Consider the following 16,356-nt stretch of genomic DNA (forward strand, 5'->3'; position numbering starts at 1 on the left):
CCGCGCCCAGCCTGCATTTTCGGGCTTGCGTCAGTCATTGCCTTCCGACTTGCCGGTTCGCCCAAGAATGTACAATTACCTCGATTTCGAAAAGCCTGTGCAGGATCTCGAAGGCAAGATCCTCGAGCTGAAGAAGCTTGCCGAGAACGGTGAGGCGGTCGACGTCGGCGATGAGATCGCCCGTCTCGAGAAGCGCTCACGCGATGCGCTGCGCGACGCCTATAAGGCGCTAACGCCATGGCAGAAGGTGCAGGTGGCGCGCCATCCGGACAGGCCGCATTGCATCGACTACATCAAGGGCCTGCTTACCGATTTCACGCCGCTCGCCGGCGACCGCAATTTCGGCGAGGACCAGGCGATCGTCGGCGGCTTCGCCCGCTTCCGTGGCGAGCCGGTGGCGATCATCGGCCAGGAAAAAGGTTCCGACACGGCAAGCCGGCTGAAGCATAATTTCGGCTCGGTGCGGCCGGAGGGCTACCGCAAGGCGGTACGGCTGATGGAACTCGCCGACCGCTTCCAAATCCCGCTGCTGACGCTGGTCGACACTGCCGGCGCCTATCCCGGCGTCAACGCCGAAGAGCGCGGCCAGGCGGAAGCCATCGCCCGCTCGACCTCAGCCTGCCTTGGCCTGAAGGTGCCGTCGATCTCGGTGGTGATCGGCGAAGGCGGCTCCGGCGGCGCCATAGCGATCGCCACCGCCAACCGCGTCTACATGCTCGAACACGCCATCTATTCGGTGATCTCGCCGGAGGGCGCCGCCTCGATCCTGTGGCGCGACACCACCCGGTCCAGGGATGCTGCGACCAACATGAAGATCACGGCGCAGGATCTGCTGGAGCTGAAGATCATCGACGCCATCGTCGCCGAACCGCTCGGCGGTGCCCATCGCGCCCCCGAAACGGTGATTGCCGCCACCGGCGACCTCATCGCCAGGACGATGAAGGAATTTTCCGGCGCCAACACCGACTTCCGCGAGCATCGCCGCGAGAAATACCTGGCGATGGGCCGCAATCTGTAGCCAACGCAGGTGCGCGGCCTGAAATGTGACGGCGTGGAGCAATTTCGCCACAAAAATGCCGCCGCGTTCGTCACAGTGAGCTTGCCGTAGGGGACGCGCCAATTTCGTTTGGGGCAAGAGGGCTGCTTGGCGCAAGGTCGCTTGCGGTAAGGAATTTTCAAGGTTAACGGGCTTAAGGTCCGTCAGTGGTCAGTTTAGCAGCCGCGGCATCCGCGGCGCAGAGATGAAGACGATAGCCATATCCATGTTTGCCAAGCTTGCCCGCACCGGAGTTCTGATCGCTGCGATCGGCGTCGCCGGCTGCAATGATGCTTCGATGAAGGATTTTGCACCGCAGGCCAACAAGCCGCTGCCGGACAAGATCCTGGCCGAGATGAGGGCCAAGGGCATGGTCCGCACCTCTTCGGTGATGGCCCGCATCTTCAAGGAAGAAGGCAAGCTCGAAATCTGGAAGGCCAAGACCAACGGCCGCTACGACCTGGTCGCCAGCTACGACATCTGCAAATGGTCGGGCAAGCTCGGGCCGAAGTTCACCGAAGGCGACCGCCAAGCGCCGGAAGGCTTTTACACGGTCCGCCCGGCGCAGATGAACCCGCGGTCGAATTATCACCTGTCCTTCAACATCGGCTACCCGAACGCCTATGACCGCGCCAATGGCCGCACTGGTTCCAACCTGATGGTCCATGGCGCCTGCTCGTCGTCGGGCTGCTATTCGATGACCGACGCGCAGATCGAGCAGATCTACGCTTTCGGTCGTGACGCCTTCCAGGGCGGCCAGACCGAGTTCCAGATCCAGGCTTTTCCGTTCCGCATGACTGCAGCCAACATGGCGCGCTACCGCAACGACCCGAACTACGAATTCTGGAAGATGCTGAAGGTCGGCTACGACAATTTCGAAGTCACCAAGGTGCCGCCGAAAGTCGACGTCTGCGAGAAGCGCTACGTCTTCAACCAGGTTGCGGCCGACGGCTCGACCTTTAATCCGACCGGCGCTTGCCCTGCGACCACCCAGCCCGATTCACTGAGGAGCGCCATCAACGCCTATCAAAGCACCTATGAGGCGGCCTTCAACGGCGCCGTCAAGGCCAGCGTGCCGGCACCCAAGCCGACCATCGCCGGGATCAAGGAAGCCAGCATCGTTTCCGACTGGTCGAAACGGCGTGCCCGCGGCGAACGCGTGCCGATCGAGCCGCCGTCGCTCAACCCAGACGGCACGGTGACCGAGACGGCGCGCATGGGCCGCGTCGATTCGCCGGCCGGCCGCAAGATGGCGGCACTCGACGCCGAAAAGGCCGCCAAGCAGAAGGCCGAGGAACAAAGGCTAGCCGCCATTGAAGCGGCCAAGGCCGCCAAAGAGGCAGCCAAGGCGCAGGCGCTGGCCGAGAAGGAAGCGGCCAAGGCGCAGGCACTGGCTGAAAAGGAAGCTGCCAAGACCGCCGCCGAGATGCCTGTCGCCACCGCCACTGTAGCGCCATCGGAGGCCGCCCCGGCAGTCGAAACGCAGGCTGCGGACGCCGAAAGCACGGCGACAAGGTTGAAGAAAAAGCTGCTCGGCATGTTTGGCGGCTGAGCTTCATGCTTGAACAAGAAGATGGGGGCCAAGGAGACAGGCCCTCAACCAGCCCCGCCGCCGTCTACGACCTCAAAGGTCTGAACTGCCCGTTGCCCGCGCTCAAGGCCAAAAAGCGCTTGGCCGCAATGCCGCCGGGTAGCCGCCTCTGGCTCGAAACCACCGACCCCCTCGCCGTCATCGACATCCCCGCCTTCTGCGCCGAGAGCGGCCATCGGCTGATCGAAACGGCGGCAATATCGGGCGGCCACCGCTTCCTGGTCGAGCGCGGCGGCGGCCGAGCCTGGACTTAGCTCGTTCTGCTGACGGTGCGCTGCCCCTCATCTGCCTGCCGGCATCTTCTCCCCGTATAGTGACGGGGAGAAGGGGCTGGCCGCAACTTTGGCGCTCTTTCTGCGGCGCTGGAGATTGGCGAAATCGTCGACGAGAGCGTCCTTCTTGAGAAGATGCCGGCAGGCAGATGAGGGGCAGCGCGGCGTTCGACTTAAAACTGATGAAAGCCTCTACCGCCCGGCAATAGCCAGCGGGTTGCTTTCCAGTGCCGCGCGGTCCGGCGTGTCGATCGACGGCCGGTTGGTGAAGGCGGCGAACAGCCGGCGGATATAGTCTTCCGGCATGTCGAGCGTGATCAGCACCAGCCTGGTGCCGCGCTGGCTGTCCGGCCAGGCCGGCAGTTGCACCGGCGGATGCAGGATCTTCTGCACGCCATGGATAACCAGCGGCCGCGACGGGTCTTCTGCAAGCTCGATGACGCCCTTCATCCGCAACAGGCGCTCGCCATGCGCCGAGCGCAGCAGATCGAGGAACATCTCGATTGCCGAAAACGGCACCGGCCCGTCATGAACCAGCGAATACGCGCGGATGCGGGAATCGTGCCTGTGGCCATGGTCATGGTGACCGTGGTCGGCATGACCATGACCGCTGTGGTCATGGCTGCCAACATCATGGTCGTGGCCGGCTTCTTCGCCGAGCCAACGCTGCACATCGACGGATTTGGTGGCCGGATTGTAGAGGCCGCAATCGAACAGGGTCGCGGCGCTTGCCTGGCTCGCGTCGAGCACCACGGCACCCGGGTTGAGCTGCCTGAGCCGCGCCCGCAACGCCTCCGCGTCGCCTGCATCCGTGGCCAGGTCGGCCTTGCTGAGCACGATGCGATCGGCGACGGCCACCTGCTTCACCGCCTCGACATGGGCATCGAGCGTCGCATTGCCGTTGACGGCGTCGACCAGGGTGATGACGCCGTCGAGCCGGAAGGCCTGGACCAGGGCCGGGTGCGCCATGATCGACTGCAGCACAGGGGCGGGATCGGCGAGCCCGGTGGTCTCGACGACAACGCGGGCAAGCCGGTCGATGCGGCCGGTCTGCAGCCGGTCGACGAGGTCGGCCAACGTGTCGACCAGCTCGCCGCGCACCGTGCAACAGAGGCAGCCGTCGGAAAGCTGGATGATGCCATCGGACGCCTGCTCGACCAGAAGATGGTCGATCGCCACTTCGCCGAACTCGTTGATGATGACGGCGGTGTCGGCGAGCGCGGGATTCCGGAGCAGCCGGTTGAGCAGCGTCGTCTTGCCGGCGCCGAGAAAGCCGGTGAGCACCGAAACGGGGATCGGGAAGCCGGCCATACGGCTAGTTCAGCGCCTTGGCCGGCCGTTGGACCTGCGCGGCGGTGGTGGACCCGGCCACGGCCGGCTCGGCGCCGGCCGGCGGCGCCCGATCCGGCCGCCATGTCGGCAGCGGCACGTCGGCATATTCCTGCCCGGAGGCGTCGAGCATCGCCTTCGGCTTCGGCCCCGTGGCGCCGCCGAGGCCGACGGCGATCAGCGTCGGTACATGGTCGAGCTTTTCCTGATAGGGCGATTTCGGCACATCCTTGCCCTTGTCGCCGACGGCGGGTGCGGCTTCCGACTGCTCCTCGACCGGCTTCTTCTTGCAGATCTCGTCGTTCATGTCGTTGGCCGACATGGTGTCGCCATAGGCAGGCAGCGCCGCCACCGTCAGCCAACTCGGCGCCGGGGTTGCAAAGCCCTGGTCGAGCAGTTTTGCCGCCGCCTCGGCGCGGGTGACGGCCGATTGCTCGCCGAGCACCACGGCGACCAGGGTGCGGCCGTTGCGGGTCGCCGAGCCGATCATATTGAAACCGGACGAGCAGACGAAACCGGTCTTCATGCCGTCGGCACCCGGATAGCGGCCGATCAGGAGGTTGTAGTTGGAGATCGCCTTCTTGCCGACGGCAAGGCCTTCGATCGAGAACCAGGGGGCATATTGCGGAAATTCCTTGCGGATCGCCATCACCAGCAAAGCGAGATCGCGCGCTGTCGTATACTGGTCCGGCGAATAGAGCCCGTTCGGATTGACGAAATGGGACCCGCTCATGCCGAGCCTCCGCGCCTCCGCATTCATGCGTTCGGCAAAGGCCGCTTGCGAACCGCCGATATTCTCGCCGACCGCCATGGCGATATCGTTGGCCGATTTGACCAGCATCATCTTCAGCGCATTGTCCAGCCGCATCACCGAACCCGGCTTGAAGCCCATCTTGCTCGGCGGCTCGCCGGCGGAATGTTTCGTCACCTTGATCGGCGAATCGAGCTGGACCTCGCCCGCGGCAATCGCACGAAACGCCACATAGGCGGTCATCAGCTTGGTCAGCGATGCCGGGTACCAGCGCCTGAACGCCTCCTGATGCTGCAGGATCTTGCCGCTGTTCAGGTCGAACAGGATGGTCGGATTGGCCAAGGCACGCCCGGCCAGCGCCGCAAGCACCACCGCGCCCGCCACCAACAGTTTGAGGAAATGCCTATAGCGCATCATGAAAACCGAAATAGCCTCTTGCCGCAGTCGCCCCTGGCTCCGTAAGATTTCGTTACACGATCGCCAGGATAATGGTCCGGCTCTCTGTTCCCGGACCACAGTCGCGGTGCTATTTACTCTATGTGACGTCAACATGGCAAAGTGCTGCCGATCACAATGTGGAAGCAGCAGCACAATGCAAAGCAGCGTGCATGGTTGCAGGGCAGCAGGCACAATTGCACAGCAGCAGGTCAAGACCGCCTGCTCCAACAGCGAAATGGAACCATCATGCCGATCCTGAACCGAGCCGCCGAAATGCAGGATGAGGTGGCCGGCTGGCGCCGCCATTTGCATCAGACGCCGGAGCTGAATTTCGACGTCTTCAAGACCGCCGCCTTCGTCACCGAGAAGCTGAAGGCTTTCGGCTGCGACGACATCGTGACGGGTTTGGGCAAGACCGGCGTCGTCGGCATCATCCGCGGCCGCCACGGCGAAGGCTCGACGATCGGCCTGCGCGCCGACATGGACGCCCTGCCGCTCAACGAGATCAGCGGCAAATCCTATGCCTCGACCGTCCCGGGCAAGATGCACGCTTGCGGTCATGACGGCCACACCGCGATGCTTTTGGGTGCCGCCAAATACCTCGCCGAAACACGCAATTTCGCCGGCTCCGTCGCGGTTATCTTCCAGCCGGCCGAAGAGGGCGGCGGCGGCGGCAACGAGATGGTCAAGGACGGCATGATGGAGCGCTTCGGCATCTCCAAGGTGTTCGGCATGCACAACATGCCGGGCCTGCCGGTCGGCCAGTTCGCCATCAGGCCGGGTCCGATCATGGCGGCGACCGCCGAATTCACCATCACCGTCAAGGGCCGGGGCGGCCACGCGGCGATGCCGCACGGCACCATCGATCCGATCGTCATCACCAGCCAGCTTGTCGGCGCATTGCAGACGATCGTCTCGCGCAGCACCGATCCGGTCGAGGCGGTGGTCGTCTCGGTGACGAAATTCCATGCCGGCGACGCCTATAACATCATTCCCGAGAGCGCCGAGATCGCCGGCACCGTACGCACGCTGAAGAAGGAGGTCGCCAAGAAGGCTGAAGAGCGCATCCGCGCGCTTTGCCAAGGCGTGGGCGCTGCCTTCGGCGCGACAATCGAGGTTGATTACAATGCCAACTACCCCGTCACCTTCAACCATCCGGAAGAGACGGTCTTTGCCAGCGACATCGCGGCCGACGTCGCCGGCGACAGCCATGTGCACCGCGCCATCCAGCCGGTGATGGGCGGCGAGGATTTCTCCTACATGCTGGAAGCGCGGCCGGGCGCCTTCATCTTCATCGGCAATGGCGATACCGCCGGCCTGCACAACCCGGCCTACGACTTCAACGACGAGGTCATCCCGCACGGCATGAGCTATTGGGTGAAGCTGGCGGAGACGGCGCTGGCGGCGTAGCCGTTCGGCATCGGCGGTGCGGCGACCGCCGCACCTCTGGGCGGTAAAATCGGGCAGGACATGTTCTGCTGGTCACTTCCGGCCGGACGACTTCCGGGCAAGGCCGAAGGCAATGCCCAGAGCAATACCTATACCAATGCCCGCAACAATGTTGTCCAACACGACGCCGATGGCCACGCCGATCACGACGCCGAGTGTGAGGTGTTTGGCATCCATTATGCCCGGTCATGTAGCGTGGAAGGGAAGAGCCGCAACCGCTACGGTCCGCTCTTCGGATCCTCGACCTCCAGCGCCTCCATAACCGGCGCCAGCTCATTGTCGTCGGCAGCCTGCGGCTCTTCGCCTGTCCTTGCCTTCTTCAGGGCTGCCTCGATCGCCTCCTGGATGTTGCCGAGCTCGTCTTCGCGAACCTCGTGGCCGTAGCCGGCAGCATCGGCATCCTGCTCGAATTGCTGCGCCAGGACGGCGACGCTCACCTCGCTCTCGGCCGGCAGATTGCCGACATTCTCCTGCAGCCAGGTTTCAAAGAACTCTTTTGTGGCGCTCATGCGGTGTCTCCTTCGGGACACTAAAGCGCGCCGGCATCCCGAAAGTTCCGCTATCTTAACCGTCTTTGAACCGCTCGCCATGTCGGCTACGCAGGAACCCGCCGCTTCAACCAATCGACCATTAGCGTGGTGACTTCGCCCGGCTTCTCCTGCTGTGACCAATGTCCACAGCCGGCGACCACATGTTTTTCGAGATCGGCGATGTGGGCGTCCATTCCATCCATCATCGCTGGAGATAACACGACGTCGTCCTCAGCGCCGATCATGAGCGAAGGCACTTTTATCGTCTGGTCGACATTCAAGCCGGCTCTCCAATTGCGGGACAAGTTGCGGTACCAGTTGATGCCCGGCGTGAAACCGGTGCGCCCGAAGCTCTCGGCATAGAAAGCAAGCTCGTCTGGCGTCAGGATCAGCTCGCCGGGCAGCGTCTTCGGCTCCGGCTGCGAGAGCGCCTGTAGGAATGTCATGTGTCGGGCCTGCGGCGGCAGCTTGGCGTATTGCGCGGCGGTGATAACACCCTTGCGCATATTGCTCCTGAACACCCGCGCCACGTCGTGCGCCATCAAACGGTCCGCGAGATCACCATCTTCGAACATCAGCACATACATGTCGGGATTGTAGACTTCGCGCATCTGCGCGATCGGGTCTTTTGCCGGGTTGGCCACGAACGGCTTGTCCGGGGCGGTCAGCCCCTTGGTGAGGCTCGGATGCAGCCACAGCATTTCATGGGGAATGAATGGCGTGTTGACACCGATGACGCCAGTGACCCGGCTCTGATGCAAAAGCGGCATCTGCCATGCGACCAGGCCGCCCCAGTCATGGCCCGCGAACACGGCCTTTTCGACGCCGAGAGCATCGAGGAGACCGACGAGATCGCCGGTCAGGTGGACCATGTCATAATCCTCGACCTTGGACGGCCGGTCGGTCAGACCATATCCGCGCTGGTCGGGAACAATGACGTGGTAGCCGGCGGCCGCGAGCGGCGCGATCTGGTGACGCCAGGAAAAGGCGAGTTCGGGAAAGCCGTGCAGCAAAACAACCGCCGGTCCCTTGCCGGCTTCATAAACAGCCATATCGATGCCGTTGGAGCGAACGTATCGGACCGGCGGCATGGCCGGCGACGCGCCAAAGACCGGCAGGCAAGGCGCAAGAAGACTGCCGGCGGTGCCGAGAAGCACCGCCCTGCGGGAAAGGGTGATCATGGCAGAAGTTTCCTTAGCTGCTCGAATTCTGATCGAATGACGGCCGGGCAGGCCGAGACGTCTCGGCCGGCGCGGATCAGCACGAGAATGCCTTGGTAGAGAAGCAGAAGCCTGACGACGTGGAGATCGACCTGACCTCCGCCGATCTGGCGCTCCACGACCTGCCGGATGGCGGCTTCCAGCACGGCGAAGCCTTCCGCGAGACCTTCCGAGGCGACCGACGGTTGCGCACCGAACTCGACAGCAGCATTCGTTAACAAACAGCCGAGGTCGCCGGATTCCGGGGCGGGCAGCAACAACGACAGGAACAACTGTTCCAAACCATCCAGATCGCTTGCTTCGCCGATGTAGGTCTCGATACGGTGTCGGATGACGGCATCGATATAGTGGCCGAAGGCCGCCCGATAGAGACCTTCCTTGTCGCCAAAGGCATTGTAGATCGAGCCAGACGTCAGGCCGGTGGCATCGCTCAGATCCTTGATCGAAATTCCCGCGAAACCGGCCCGTCGAAACGCGTTCATCGCGTCACCCAGCACAGTGGCTTCGTCAAATAGTCGCGGTCTGGTCATGGAGGAACCCAATGTAAAATGATCATTCTAGAATGAGCATTTTACATCGCCAGTCAAGCGACTCTTTTTGCAAAGACAGCTCGATGGGCACACAGGCACGCCAGCGATGCCAGGTTGCATCGCGATCTCCCGGAGCTTGGCCCCTCTGTGAGATTAAAAACCAGGCGGCGTTGGCGCCGCCTGGCCCGGCTGCTTACTGGCTGGCAGCAGTCGTCGGTTCGCACGACACGTTCGGGTTCATGTCGGCGAACGCGCCGGTCGGGTTGCCCTTCCAGGCCCAGACATGCAGCTCGTAGAACGGGCCGAGGCCATAGCGGTTGGGCGCGCTGTTGAAGTTGAACAGATGCCCATCGAGCGATGCCGGGCCTTTCGAGGTGATGTATTCGACCGCGATCAGTTTTAGCGTGCCGTCGGCCATCGGCTCGTACATCACCGCTTCGGGCTTGGCGACATCGACCGCGTCGTCCTTGAGGTAGCCGGGATTGACGTAGTGGATGCCCATGGCGCCGCCGGTGATGCCGCTGGCGCAGGGGATCGGCGCATAGCCCTCGGCGGTCGCCGCCGCCACATTCTCGAAGCGGCTGTTGGCGGCGCGTACCTTGTCGGCCAGCGGATTGGGACCGGACGCGGGCGCTGCCTGATGCGCCTGCGCCAATGCAGTGCAGGCCGACAGCAGCGCCGCGGCAGCGAGGAATTTGTTGCGAAAGTTGATTGTCATAGTCATTCCATTCTTCTTGAAAAGCACAGCCCGGCCGGCCGCCGGAAGTAAGGAGGTCCGGCAGGTGGGCGCTGTGGCTGTTGTTGCTGGGAGATCCCTGTCCCGATGCGACAAATGCAGGGGAAGATCATCCCTTCGGCAGATACGGGATGGTTCCGGCCAGATCGGAGTTGTCGATCAGCTGGAAACGGCTGTCGCTGCCGCCCTGACGGGCCGAAACAAAGGGTGCGTAGGCGGGATCGTCGGTGAAGGCGCGCGCCGCGGCCTCGGTCGGGAACGCCATCAAGGCAATCAGCGTCGTGTCGAGCGGCTTGCCTTCGAGCGTCTTCACATTGCCGCTGCGCGACAGATATCTGCCGCCGTGCTTGTGAACGAGGTCGTGGACCGACGCGGCATAGGCCGGCATCCACTTCGGGTCCCTCACCTTGATGTCTGCGATAACGTAAGCGGTCATGGGTCATGTCTCCTGGTCGTGCACAGGGGTATCCCGTGCAGCGGCAGAGGGGTCGCATGGCAAGGCCGGCGCCAGCCAGTCCGCGATCTGTACTGGTGCGGCGAATTCGAAATTCGCATTCACTTTGGAGCAACGCAGCGAGCGAATTTCGGATTCAAAAGCCACACCAGCAAGTGCTTGGATTTCCAGTGTGGTTTTGGATTTGAAGTTCCTAACGCTGATGCCACCCAGAAAGCAGGAACTTCAAATCCACCACACTTGGGCCGGTACAGTTTCTGTACTCGCCGCACCGCTGGGAAAGGCCTATGCTCCCGGCTGAGTTTGAGGGGAAGGCAACATCATGACCCAGGCCGGATACAAGCAGTTCTGCCCGTTATCGATGGCCGCGGAGGTGCTGTGCACCCGCTGGACCATGGTTCTGCTTCGCGAATTGGTGGCGGGCTCGACCCGTTTCAACGATCTGCGCCGCGGCGTCCCCAAAATGTCGCCGACCCTTCTGTCGCAACGGCTCAAGGAGCTCGAGCTGGCCGGGATCGTCGAGCGCAAGGAGGTGCGCGGCGAGAAAGGCATCTTCGAATACCGGATGACCGAGGCAGGCAGGGATCTGCGGTCCGTCGTCGAGGCGATGGGCTTTTGGGGGCAGAAATGGGTCGAGTCGCGGCTGTCGCTGAAGAACCTCGATCCGTCGCTGCTGATGTGGGACATGCGGCGCAATCTAAACGCGTCGCCGCTGCCCGACGGGCGCACGGTGATACAATTTCTGTACCAGGAGCTCCCCGCCTCCAAACGGTCGTGGTGGCTGATCGTCGAGAAGCACGGCGAGGTCGACCTCTGCTGGTACGATCCGGGGTTCGATGTCGATCTCTACGTCTCGACCGACCTGCACACCATGACCGAAATCTGGATGGGGCTGATCACCGTCGAGAAGGCCGGGCCGAAAGTCATTCTGACGGGCGATCAGGATATCGCCCGCAAAATGCAGACTTGGCTGGGCCTGAGCCCGTTCGCTGTCGAACCCAAGCGAGCAGCCTAGCTGCCTCTTGGCGAAACGATCCGAAGCGGTTATGTGTCGGGCGCGATGGTCCCGTAGCTCAGTAGGATAGAGCGGCAGATTCCTAATCTGTAGGTCACAGGTTCGATTCCTGTCGGGATCACCAAGTTTTTCAAGCGCTTAGCCAACAAGCCGCCGTACTTTTTGGTAAATTAGTACGGCAATTAGTACGGCGAATTTCGCATGAACTTCGGCTTCAGCTGCTCAATCCAACCGAGTTGTGGATTTCCATGATTCTGGAATTGAGTAGATTGTTGGGACGGGCGGCCACCGATGTCGCTTCAGGTGGCGATTTGAGGTGGGGTCTGTCGAGACGCGATGCCGCGCCTCGGCAGGCATTGATTTTACGATGTTTTTTCTAGTCTAGGAGCCCACAGCGATTTGTATCACAGTTTGTATCTCAGTCCGTATCGCACGAGGCTGACCTAGCCACCTGGTAAAATGGCACGTCTTACGAGGCCTGAGCCGTAATCAATGTTGTCGTGCCAGCGCTACATACGGTCCCTTGCACGACAGCCATGGAGCCGAGAGCGGACTGGCAGCTCATAGGTGTGGATCACGGAAAAGTTCGCATTCGACGATTAAGAGCTGGATGACTGCTACCGCCCCCCATTTCCGACATTGATGGATGGGACGCGCGTCCCATAAGCAGCCAACGTCAGTGCCGAGGCTGCAAGGTCAAAGGGTGGCTTTCAGTAGGCCGGCTGTGGCTGCCCTCGAAAAATGCGGTACTGCAAGAACGAAATTTGTTGCCGAGGACCTGATCTGCAGCGCCATACTCTCACAGGGTCCTCAGCTCCTCGTCGGCAATCGCGGCTTGGATCGATCGACAGATCTTTCAGCGAACCTACAAATTTGAAGGGGCGCTTACCGGCGCAACCTGATCGCCACGCTTCAGGAACGCGAGGTTGACCGTGCCGGTGGGGAACTGGCGGCGAAAAAGGCACTGCCGTTCCGAGCTGCCGCCGAGGGCGAAACCGTGACCGGCACCTTCACCGGGGCCGCGCAGCTATCCAGTGGCAAGTTCGCCATCGTCGAGAAGTCCCACGAGTTCACGCTTGTCCCGTGGCGGCCAGTCATCGACCGCCAGCTCGGCCGCGAGGTCAGTGGCATCGTGCAGGGCGGATCGGTGTCCTGGCAGTTGGGGCGGCAGCGGGGATTGGGGCTTTCGCCCTCAAACCCCTTGACCGACTTCACTGAGCACCCGTCGCAGCCATTGATGCCCTGGGTCGGCGTCGTGGCGCGCATGCCAAGTCTGCACCACTCGAAATGAAGGAATATCCAATGGCGGCGGAAAAAGTCGGAGCGGTAGCCGCCCTGCCAACGGTGCGAAGAGACGACGGGGTTCCGTTGCCACGAGCTCGGAGGCATCGACCAGCATCGGTGCCATCAAGAAGTGGCCGACCGTCACGACGACATTCCTCTTCAATCCTTTCTCGGTGAGCACAGCATCGACATAGCCGCTCGGATTGTCCTTCATCGAAACCTGAAGATGGCGCAGCGAGAGATAGCGGTCGAGGTCGAGACTATCGGCCAGATCGGTGTGATCGCCGCGGCCAGCGCAGATGAAGTCCTCTTCGTATAGCAGTTCTTCTCGCATATGGGTCGGCGGCTGGGGGAAGTTGCCGGCGATGAGTTCGACTGCGCCGTCGTCCAGCATCGGCAAACCGACGCTGCGGCTCGTGTTGCGGACCACCAGAGAAACGCCTGGTGCTTCGCGGCCGAGCCGTGCAGTCAGACGCGGTAGCAGCACGAAAGCGGCATAATCGGAGAGACCGACCACGAATTGCCGAGTGCTTTCGGTCGGATCGAACGAGCGCCCGCCGAGCAGGACGCCTTCAACCTGTTCGAGGATCGACCGAACACTCGGCGCAATGTCCTGCGCCAGTGGCGTCGGCGTCATGCCGCGCGGGGATCGGACAAACAGCGGGTCTCCGAACAGAGCCCGAAGGCGATTGAGCGAATGGCTGACCGCCGGCTGGGTCAGCCCAATCCGCTCGGCCGCGCGCGTGGCGTGCCCTTCGGCAACGAGGGCGTCGAAGACGACCAGCAGATTGAGATCGACGTTAGCGATATGAATCTTCTTCATCACGGCGATGCTAATAATGAATTTGATTTATCGCAATCGCCGATGCAAGGTCTGACCTGAAATAAAGCGGGGGCGGGCAGAGTTAGAGAACATGAGTGTCAGGTCCCACCACCGCAGCAACGGGAAGAGTAAGTTCTCGCCGACGCTTTATTGAGGCTGCCTTCATCGCAGCAAGTTCTTTCGCCATCAGTCGGAGCGGGCAAGCCATGGCCTCGGAAACTCATGAGGATCGATTTTCACGCGGCCTGGAGATGCTCCGCCGGATCGGCGGGGAGAATTTCGATGGACCGATCAATGCTCTGGCGGAGACCTCCGCCGATTTGTCGCGCTTCACCGTCGAATATCCCTATGGCGATGTGTTGTCCCGCCCGGGGCTGGATCTCCCGCTAAGGCAGCTCTGCACCGTCTCGATGCTGCTGGCCGACGGAAGCGCCCAGCCGCAATTGAAGTTTCGTATCGCCGGCTTTCTCAATGCCGGCGGCACCCCCGAAGCGATCGTCGAACTGCTCTTCGTCTCGGTCGCGGTCCTGGGCTTCCCTGCAACCGTCAATGCTGTCGGCATCGTCCGGTCGGTATTCGCCGAACGCGAGCTGGCATTTCAGCCCATCAAGCCCGCGACGGGTGACGGAGCGGGACGCGGATGGGCCGGACGCGAGATGCTGGAGCGGCTCGTAGCGGGCGACGCCCAGGGCTATTTTGACCGCTTCGCCGGCACCGCGCCCGACCTCGCGCAGCTTTCGATCGATTTCGGGTTCGGGGAGGCGCTGGCTCGGGACGGCCTCGATCACAAGGCCAAGCTGCTCGCGATCACGATTTGGCTTTCCCGGTCCCGATCGACATAGGTCCGCGACCTTCGACCCACCATGAAGCATCGAATTTTCGACAGCGAATGTATAGCGCTTATCCGGCGCGCATGTCGCTCTGTTCGAGCCTTTGAACCCCGGCGCTGACCACGGATGTGCTGGCAGCATTGGGATCTTTCCGGTTCGGATGGAAAAGATGCAGGAGGGGGCGTCGGCGTGCTCCTGCGGAAAGCCGCACCCCCTCATGCAAACGCAGCCTCCCCGCGTGGGGAGCGCTTGCCTGCGCTACGGCGGCGGCTTTCCATGCGAGCCGCTTCAAAAATGATGCTGCGAAACGGCTCCGGCTTTATCCGACGAACGCCTCACGCATCCGAGCGAACATGCCTGGCTGTCTCCCGGCAATCGCCGCACGGATGTGACGGGCGGCCGTTACGGCGCTCACCGTCGCGCCGAAATGACAATAGCAGATGATCTCATGCAATTGCCTGTCGGTCAGTTCGAAGAACCGCTTCGCTTCGCCGTAGTTGTCGTTTTCCAACCCGGCGGCGCGGAGGACAGGATCCTCGAAAGCGACTGAGATCGGCGAGCCGTCGCCGCGCATGGCCCCGCGTGATCTAACCGGCTGATACTCGGTCTGGTGTAGCGTCGAGAGTCGCCGGTCAGGGTTCCGTTCAAGGAGCTCCGCCCAGCGTTCAAGACGCTCGCTGCGCGACATGGCCTGGCGCGGGTAGGCCTGATCGATCTCGGCGACGATCTGCAGTTGCTCGATCGTCTGGTATTTCATTTTGGCCTCCTATTCGGACGATAGTTGGTCCACCCATATCCTTCTTATGCCTGCAGCCAGCGTGACTCCAACCGATCGTGAAGTCCAATCACGATGATGCTGGGAGGGCTTCCCCCCACGAAAATGCGGAGGCTTCGCAACGATCGGCCATTAATTTGGCGAACGCGGTCAAATGCGCGGCTGTTCGACGATGTCGGTCTGGAGTCCGTGCCGATCGAGGTGATCGACGGGCAGAGTCTGTGCTGGAGTAGCCCGGCTCCATCGCTGGCCGGGCAGCGGGATCAAGCGAGTGGCAGTTTAGCTTCGAAACCGCCGAAGGCCGGGCTGATGCGAGTTCTCCGCCCGGTCGTTGGGCCCTTGTGGCTCCAGTGTACGACTTCCGGCATGACCTGGCGCCTGGCTACTCCGTAGGATCGCAGTTTGTCCGTGTCGAAACCATTATCGAAGTTACCCGGCCCGATGGCGGAGTGTTGCGGATTGCGCGATCCAAGGACCGGTCCGTCCAACAACCAACAAGTTGCGCGGAAGCCATCTCAAAAAGGTCCAGGCTGTGCGTCGTCAGGATGGTAGCCGAACCAGCGAAACAGCCAATCAGGTGTCCCTTCCTTCGACCTTTAGAGACTGAGCAGTCAGCTGCCGCCAAGCGAGAATGACGATCGCTCTCACTGCTGCGGCGCTGGTATCGGTGTGCCGCCAAACCAACCAGCCGCATACGCAATCACGACCAATACCACGATCACGGCTACCACGCCGTACCAGAGGCGCCTGTCCTTGAGATCCATCGTTACCTCCTGCCCGCTACGTGTTGGCCACTGGGCGAATTCCTTGAGCCTTTAGCCGTCATTTCCCAGATGAGCGACCCATTTGCCGTCTGGCAGGCACACAGTAGGCTGGATAAGGGGTCTTTGAGAAGCGCGCAATACGACCGCGCCGGCATGATCGCCAGCGGCTGCGACCGGCGGCGGCAGGCGTGCTCGACGAGTGGCGTTGCGGCATGGATGTCAAAAGATCGGCGATGCCATCCAGCGCCTGTGTGATCGATGCGGCGCGCGTTATCCTGATCTTCCAGCACGGCTCCGCGCAGCCGCACCCCTCATTAGACCGTTTCGAGACGGCTGAACCGAACCGGGATGAGTTTGCGAGTCTTCAGTTGCCCTGCCGCATCCTTGTCGATGACCGTCAGAAACTGTGCATTTTCAGATCCCAAAGGCAGAACCAAGCGTCCTCCCGGCTTGAGTTGCTTCAGTAAAGCCGGCGGTGTCCGCTCAGCCGCCACCGTGACCAGGACCTTGTCGAATGGGGCGTGCTCAG

17 protein-coding genes, 1 tRNA gene and 2 pseudogenes are annotated in these 16,356 nt (G+C 62.1%); 8 read left to right on the forward strand and 12 right to left on the reverse strand.

Going from position 1 to position 16,356, the window contains the following annotated elements:
* Positions 1 to 67 precede the first annotated feature (67 nt).
* The 3 genes from NKH29_RS23595 to NKH29_RS23605 all read left to right on the forward strand — a co-directional run bounded on the left by NKH29_RS23595 (position 68) and on the right by NKH29_RS23605 (position 2,881).
* Complete coding sequence (locus NKH29_RS23595) at positions 68 to 1,018, forward strand: acetyl-CoA carboxylase carboxyltransferase subunit alpha (protein WP_023721141.1); 951 nt, start codon at positions 68 to 70, stop codon at positions 1,016 to 1,018.
* 244 nt (positions 1,019 to 1,262) lie between these two features.
* Positions 1,263 to 2,588: a L,D-transpeptidase family protein gene (locus tag NKH29_RS23600; protein ID WP_352909973.1), complete on the forward strand. Its 1,326-nt coding sequence runs from the start codon at positions 1,263 to 1,265 to the stop codon at positions 2,586 to 2,588.
* A gap of 5 nt (positions 2,589 to 2,593) precedes the next feature.
* On the forward strand, positions 2,594 to 2,881 hold the full coding sequence (locus NKH29_RS23605) for a sulfurtransferase TusA family protein (RefSeq protein WP_352483484.1): 288 nt from the start codon (positions 2,594 to 2,596) through the stop codon (positions 2,879 to 2,881).
* A gap of 210 nt (positions 2,882 to 3,091) precedes the next feature.
* Here NKH29_RS23605 and NKH29_RS23610 read toward each other — a convergent pair whose 3' ends face one another.
* Positions 3,092 to 4,210, reverse strand: coding sequence for a CobW family GTP-binding protein (locus tag NKH29_RS23610; protein ID WP_352909885.1), 1,119 nt, complete (start codon positions 4,208 to 4,210; stop codon positions 3,092 to 3,094).
* 4 nt (positions 4,211 to 4,214) lie between these two features.
* Entirely contained in the window at positions 4,215 to 5,393 is a 1,179-nt protein-coding gene (locus NKH29_RS23615; protein WP_353000684.1) for a D-alanyl-D-alanine carboxypeptidase family protein, read from the reverse strand.
* A 270-nt stretch (positions 5,394 to 5,663) separates the two neighbouring features.
* Here NKH29_RS23615 and NKH29_RS23620 point away from each other — a divergent pair, with 270 nt between their 5' ends.
* Positions 5,664 to 6,827, forward strand: a complete 1,164-nt coding sequence (locus tag NKH29_RS23620; protein ID WP_352789577.1) for a M20 aminoacylase family protein — start codon at positions 5,664 to 5,666, stop codon at positions 6,825 to 6,827.
* A gap of 72 nt (positions 6,828 to 6,899) precedes the next feature.
* Here NKH29_RS23620 and NKH29_RS23625 read toward each other — a convergent pair whose 3' ends face one another.
* The 6 genes from NKH29_RS23625 to NKH29_RS23650 all read right to left on the reverse strand — a co-directional run bounded on the left by NKH29_RS23625 (position 6,900) and on the right by NKH29_RS23650 (position 10,318).
* Complete coding sequence (locus NKH29_RS23625) at positions 6,900 to 7,043, reverse strand: glycine zipper domain-containing protein (RefSeq protein WP_198023575.1); 144 nt, start codon at positions 7,041 to 7,043, stop codon at positions 6,900 to 6,902.
* A 41-nt stretch (positions 7,044 to 7,084) separates the two neighbouring features.
* Positions 7,085 to 7,375 carry a DUF768 domain-containing protein gene (locus NKH29_RS23630; RefSeq protein ID WP_023722345.1) on the reverse strand — a complete coding sequence of 97 codons (291 nt, stop codon included), beginning with the start codon at positions 7,373 to 7,375 and terminating at the stop codon, positions 7,085 to 7,087.
* An 86-nt stretch (positions 7,376 to 7,461) separates the two neighbouring features.
* Complete coding sequence (locus NKH29_RS23635; RefSeq protein ID WP_352847642.1) at positions 7,462 to 8,487, reverse strand: alpha/beta fold hydrolase; 1,026 nt, start codon at positions 8,485 to 8,487, stop codon at positions 7,462 to 7,464.
* Positions 8,488 to 8,573: 86 nt separating this feature from the next.
* On the reverse strand, positions 8,574 to 9,146 hold the full coding sequence (locus NKH29_RS23640; protein ID WP_023722343.1) for a TetR/AcrR family transcriptional regulator: 573 nt from the start codon (positions 9,144 to 9,146) through the stop codon (positions 8,574 to 8,576).
* Between the two features lie 193 nt (positions 9,147 to 9,339).
* Positions 9,340 to 9,864 (reverse strand): hypothetical protein, encoded by a 525-nt coding sequence (locus NKH29_RS23645; RefSeq protein WP_502896926.1) that lies wholly within the window; start codon positions 9,862 to 9,864, stop codon positions 9,340 to 9,342.
* 127 nt (positions 9,865 to 9,991) lie between these two features.
* Positions 9,992 to 10,318, reverse strand: coding sequence for a DUF1330 domain-containing protein (locus NKH29_RS23650; RefSeq protein WP_023677873.1), 327 nt, complete (start codon positions 10,316 to 10,318; stop codon positions 9,992 to 9,994).
* A gap of 340 nt (positions 10,319 to 10,658) precedes the next feature.
* Between NKH29_RS23650 and NKH29_RS23655 the strand changes: the two genes are divergently transcribed.
* From NKH29_RS23655 to NKH29_RS23665, 3 genes and pseudogenes are all read left to right on the forward strand, one after another.
* Positions 10,659 to 11,351: a winged helix-turn-helix transcriptional regulator gene (locus tag NKH29_RS23655; protein WP_023722341.1), complete on the forward strand. Its 693-nt coding sequence runs from the start codon at positions 10,659 to 10,661 to the stop codon at positions 11,349 to 11,351.
* A gap of 47 nt (positions 11,352 to 11,398) precedes the next feature.
* Positions 11,399 to 11,475 (forward strand) — tRNA-Arg (locus NKH29_RS23660).
* A gap of 762 nt (positions 11,476 to 12,237) precedes the next feature.
* Positions 12,238 to 12,531 (forward strand): annotated as a pseudogene (locus NKH29_RS23665) (DUF3363 domain-containing protein); the annotation flags it as partial.
* Positions 12,532 to 12,543: 12 nt separating this feature from the next.
* On the opposite strand, the gene NKH29_RS23670 reads toward NKH29_RS23665, so the two are convergent.
* Positions 12,544 to 13,458 carry a LysR family transcriptional regulator gene (locus NKH29_RS23670; RefSeq protein ID WP_353000674.1) on the reverse strand — a complete coding sequence of 305 codons (915 nt, stop codon included), beginning with the start codon at positions 13,456 to 13,458 and terminating at the stop codon, positions 12,544 to 12,546.
* Positions 13,459 to 13,664: 206 nt separating this feature from the next.
* On the opposite strand from NKH29_RS23670, the gene NKH29_RS23675 reads away from it, so the two are divergent.
* Entirely contained in the window at positions 13,665 to 14,300 is a 636-nt protein-coding gene (locus tag NKH29_RS23675; protein WP_353000675.1) for a carboxymuconolactone decarboxylase family protein, read from the forward strand.
* 307 nt (positions 14,301 to 14,607) lie between these two features.
* Here the strand turns inward: NKH29_RS23675 and NKH29_RS23680 are convergent, their stop codons facing one another.
* From NKH29_RS23680 to NKH29_RS23690, 3 genes and pseudogenes are all read right to left on the reverse strand, one after another.
* Positions 14,608 to 15,045 (reverse strand): hypothetical protein, encoded by a 438-nt coding sequence (locus tag NKH29_RS23680; protein ID WP_352909879.1) that lies wholly within the window; start codon positions 15,043 to 15,045, stop codon positions 14,608 to 14,610.
* 303 nt (positions 15,046 to 15,348) lie between these two features.
* Positions 15,349 to 15,473, reverse strand: a pseudogene (locus NKH29_RS23685) (IS6 family transposase); the annotation flags it as partial.
* Between the two features lie 668 nt (positions 15,474 to 16,141).
* Positions 16,142 to 16,356, reverse strand: a 215-nt coding sequence (locus NKH29_RS23690) for a protein-L-isoaspartate O-methyltransferase family protein (protein WP_502911296.1), incomplete at its 5' end; no start/stop codon positions are given.

The sequence above is a fragment of the Mesorhizobium sp. M1295 genome (assembly GCF_040318135.1).
GTDB lineage: Bacteria > Pseudomonadota > Alphaproteobacteria > Rhizobiales > Rhizobiaceae > Mesorhizobium.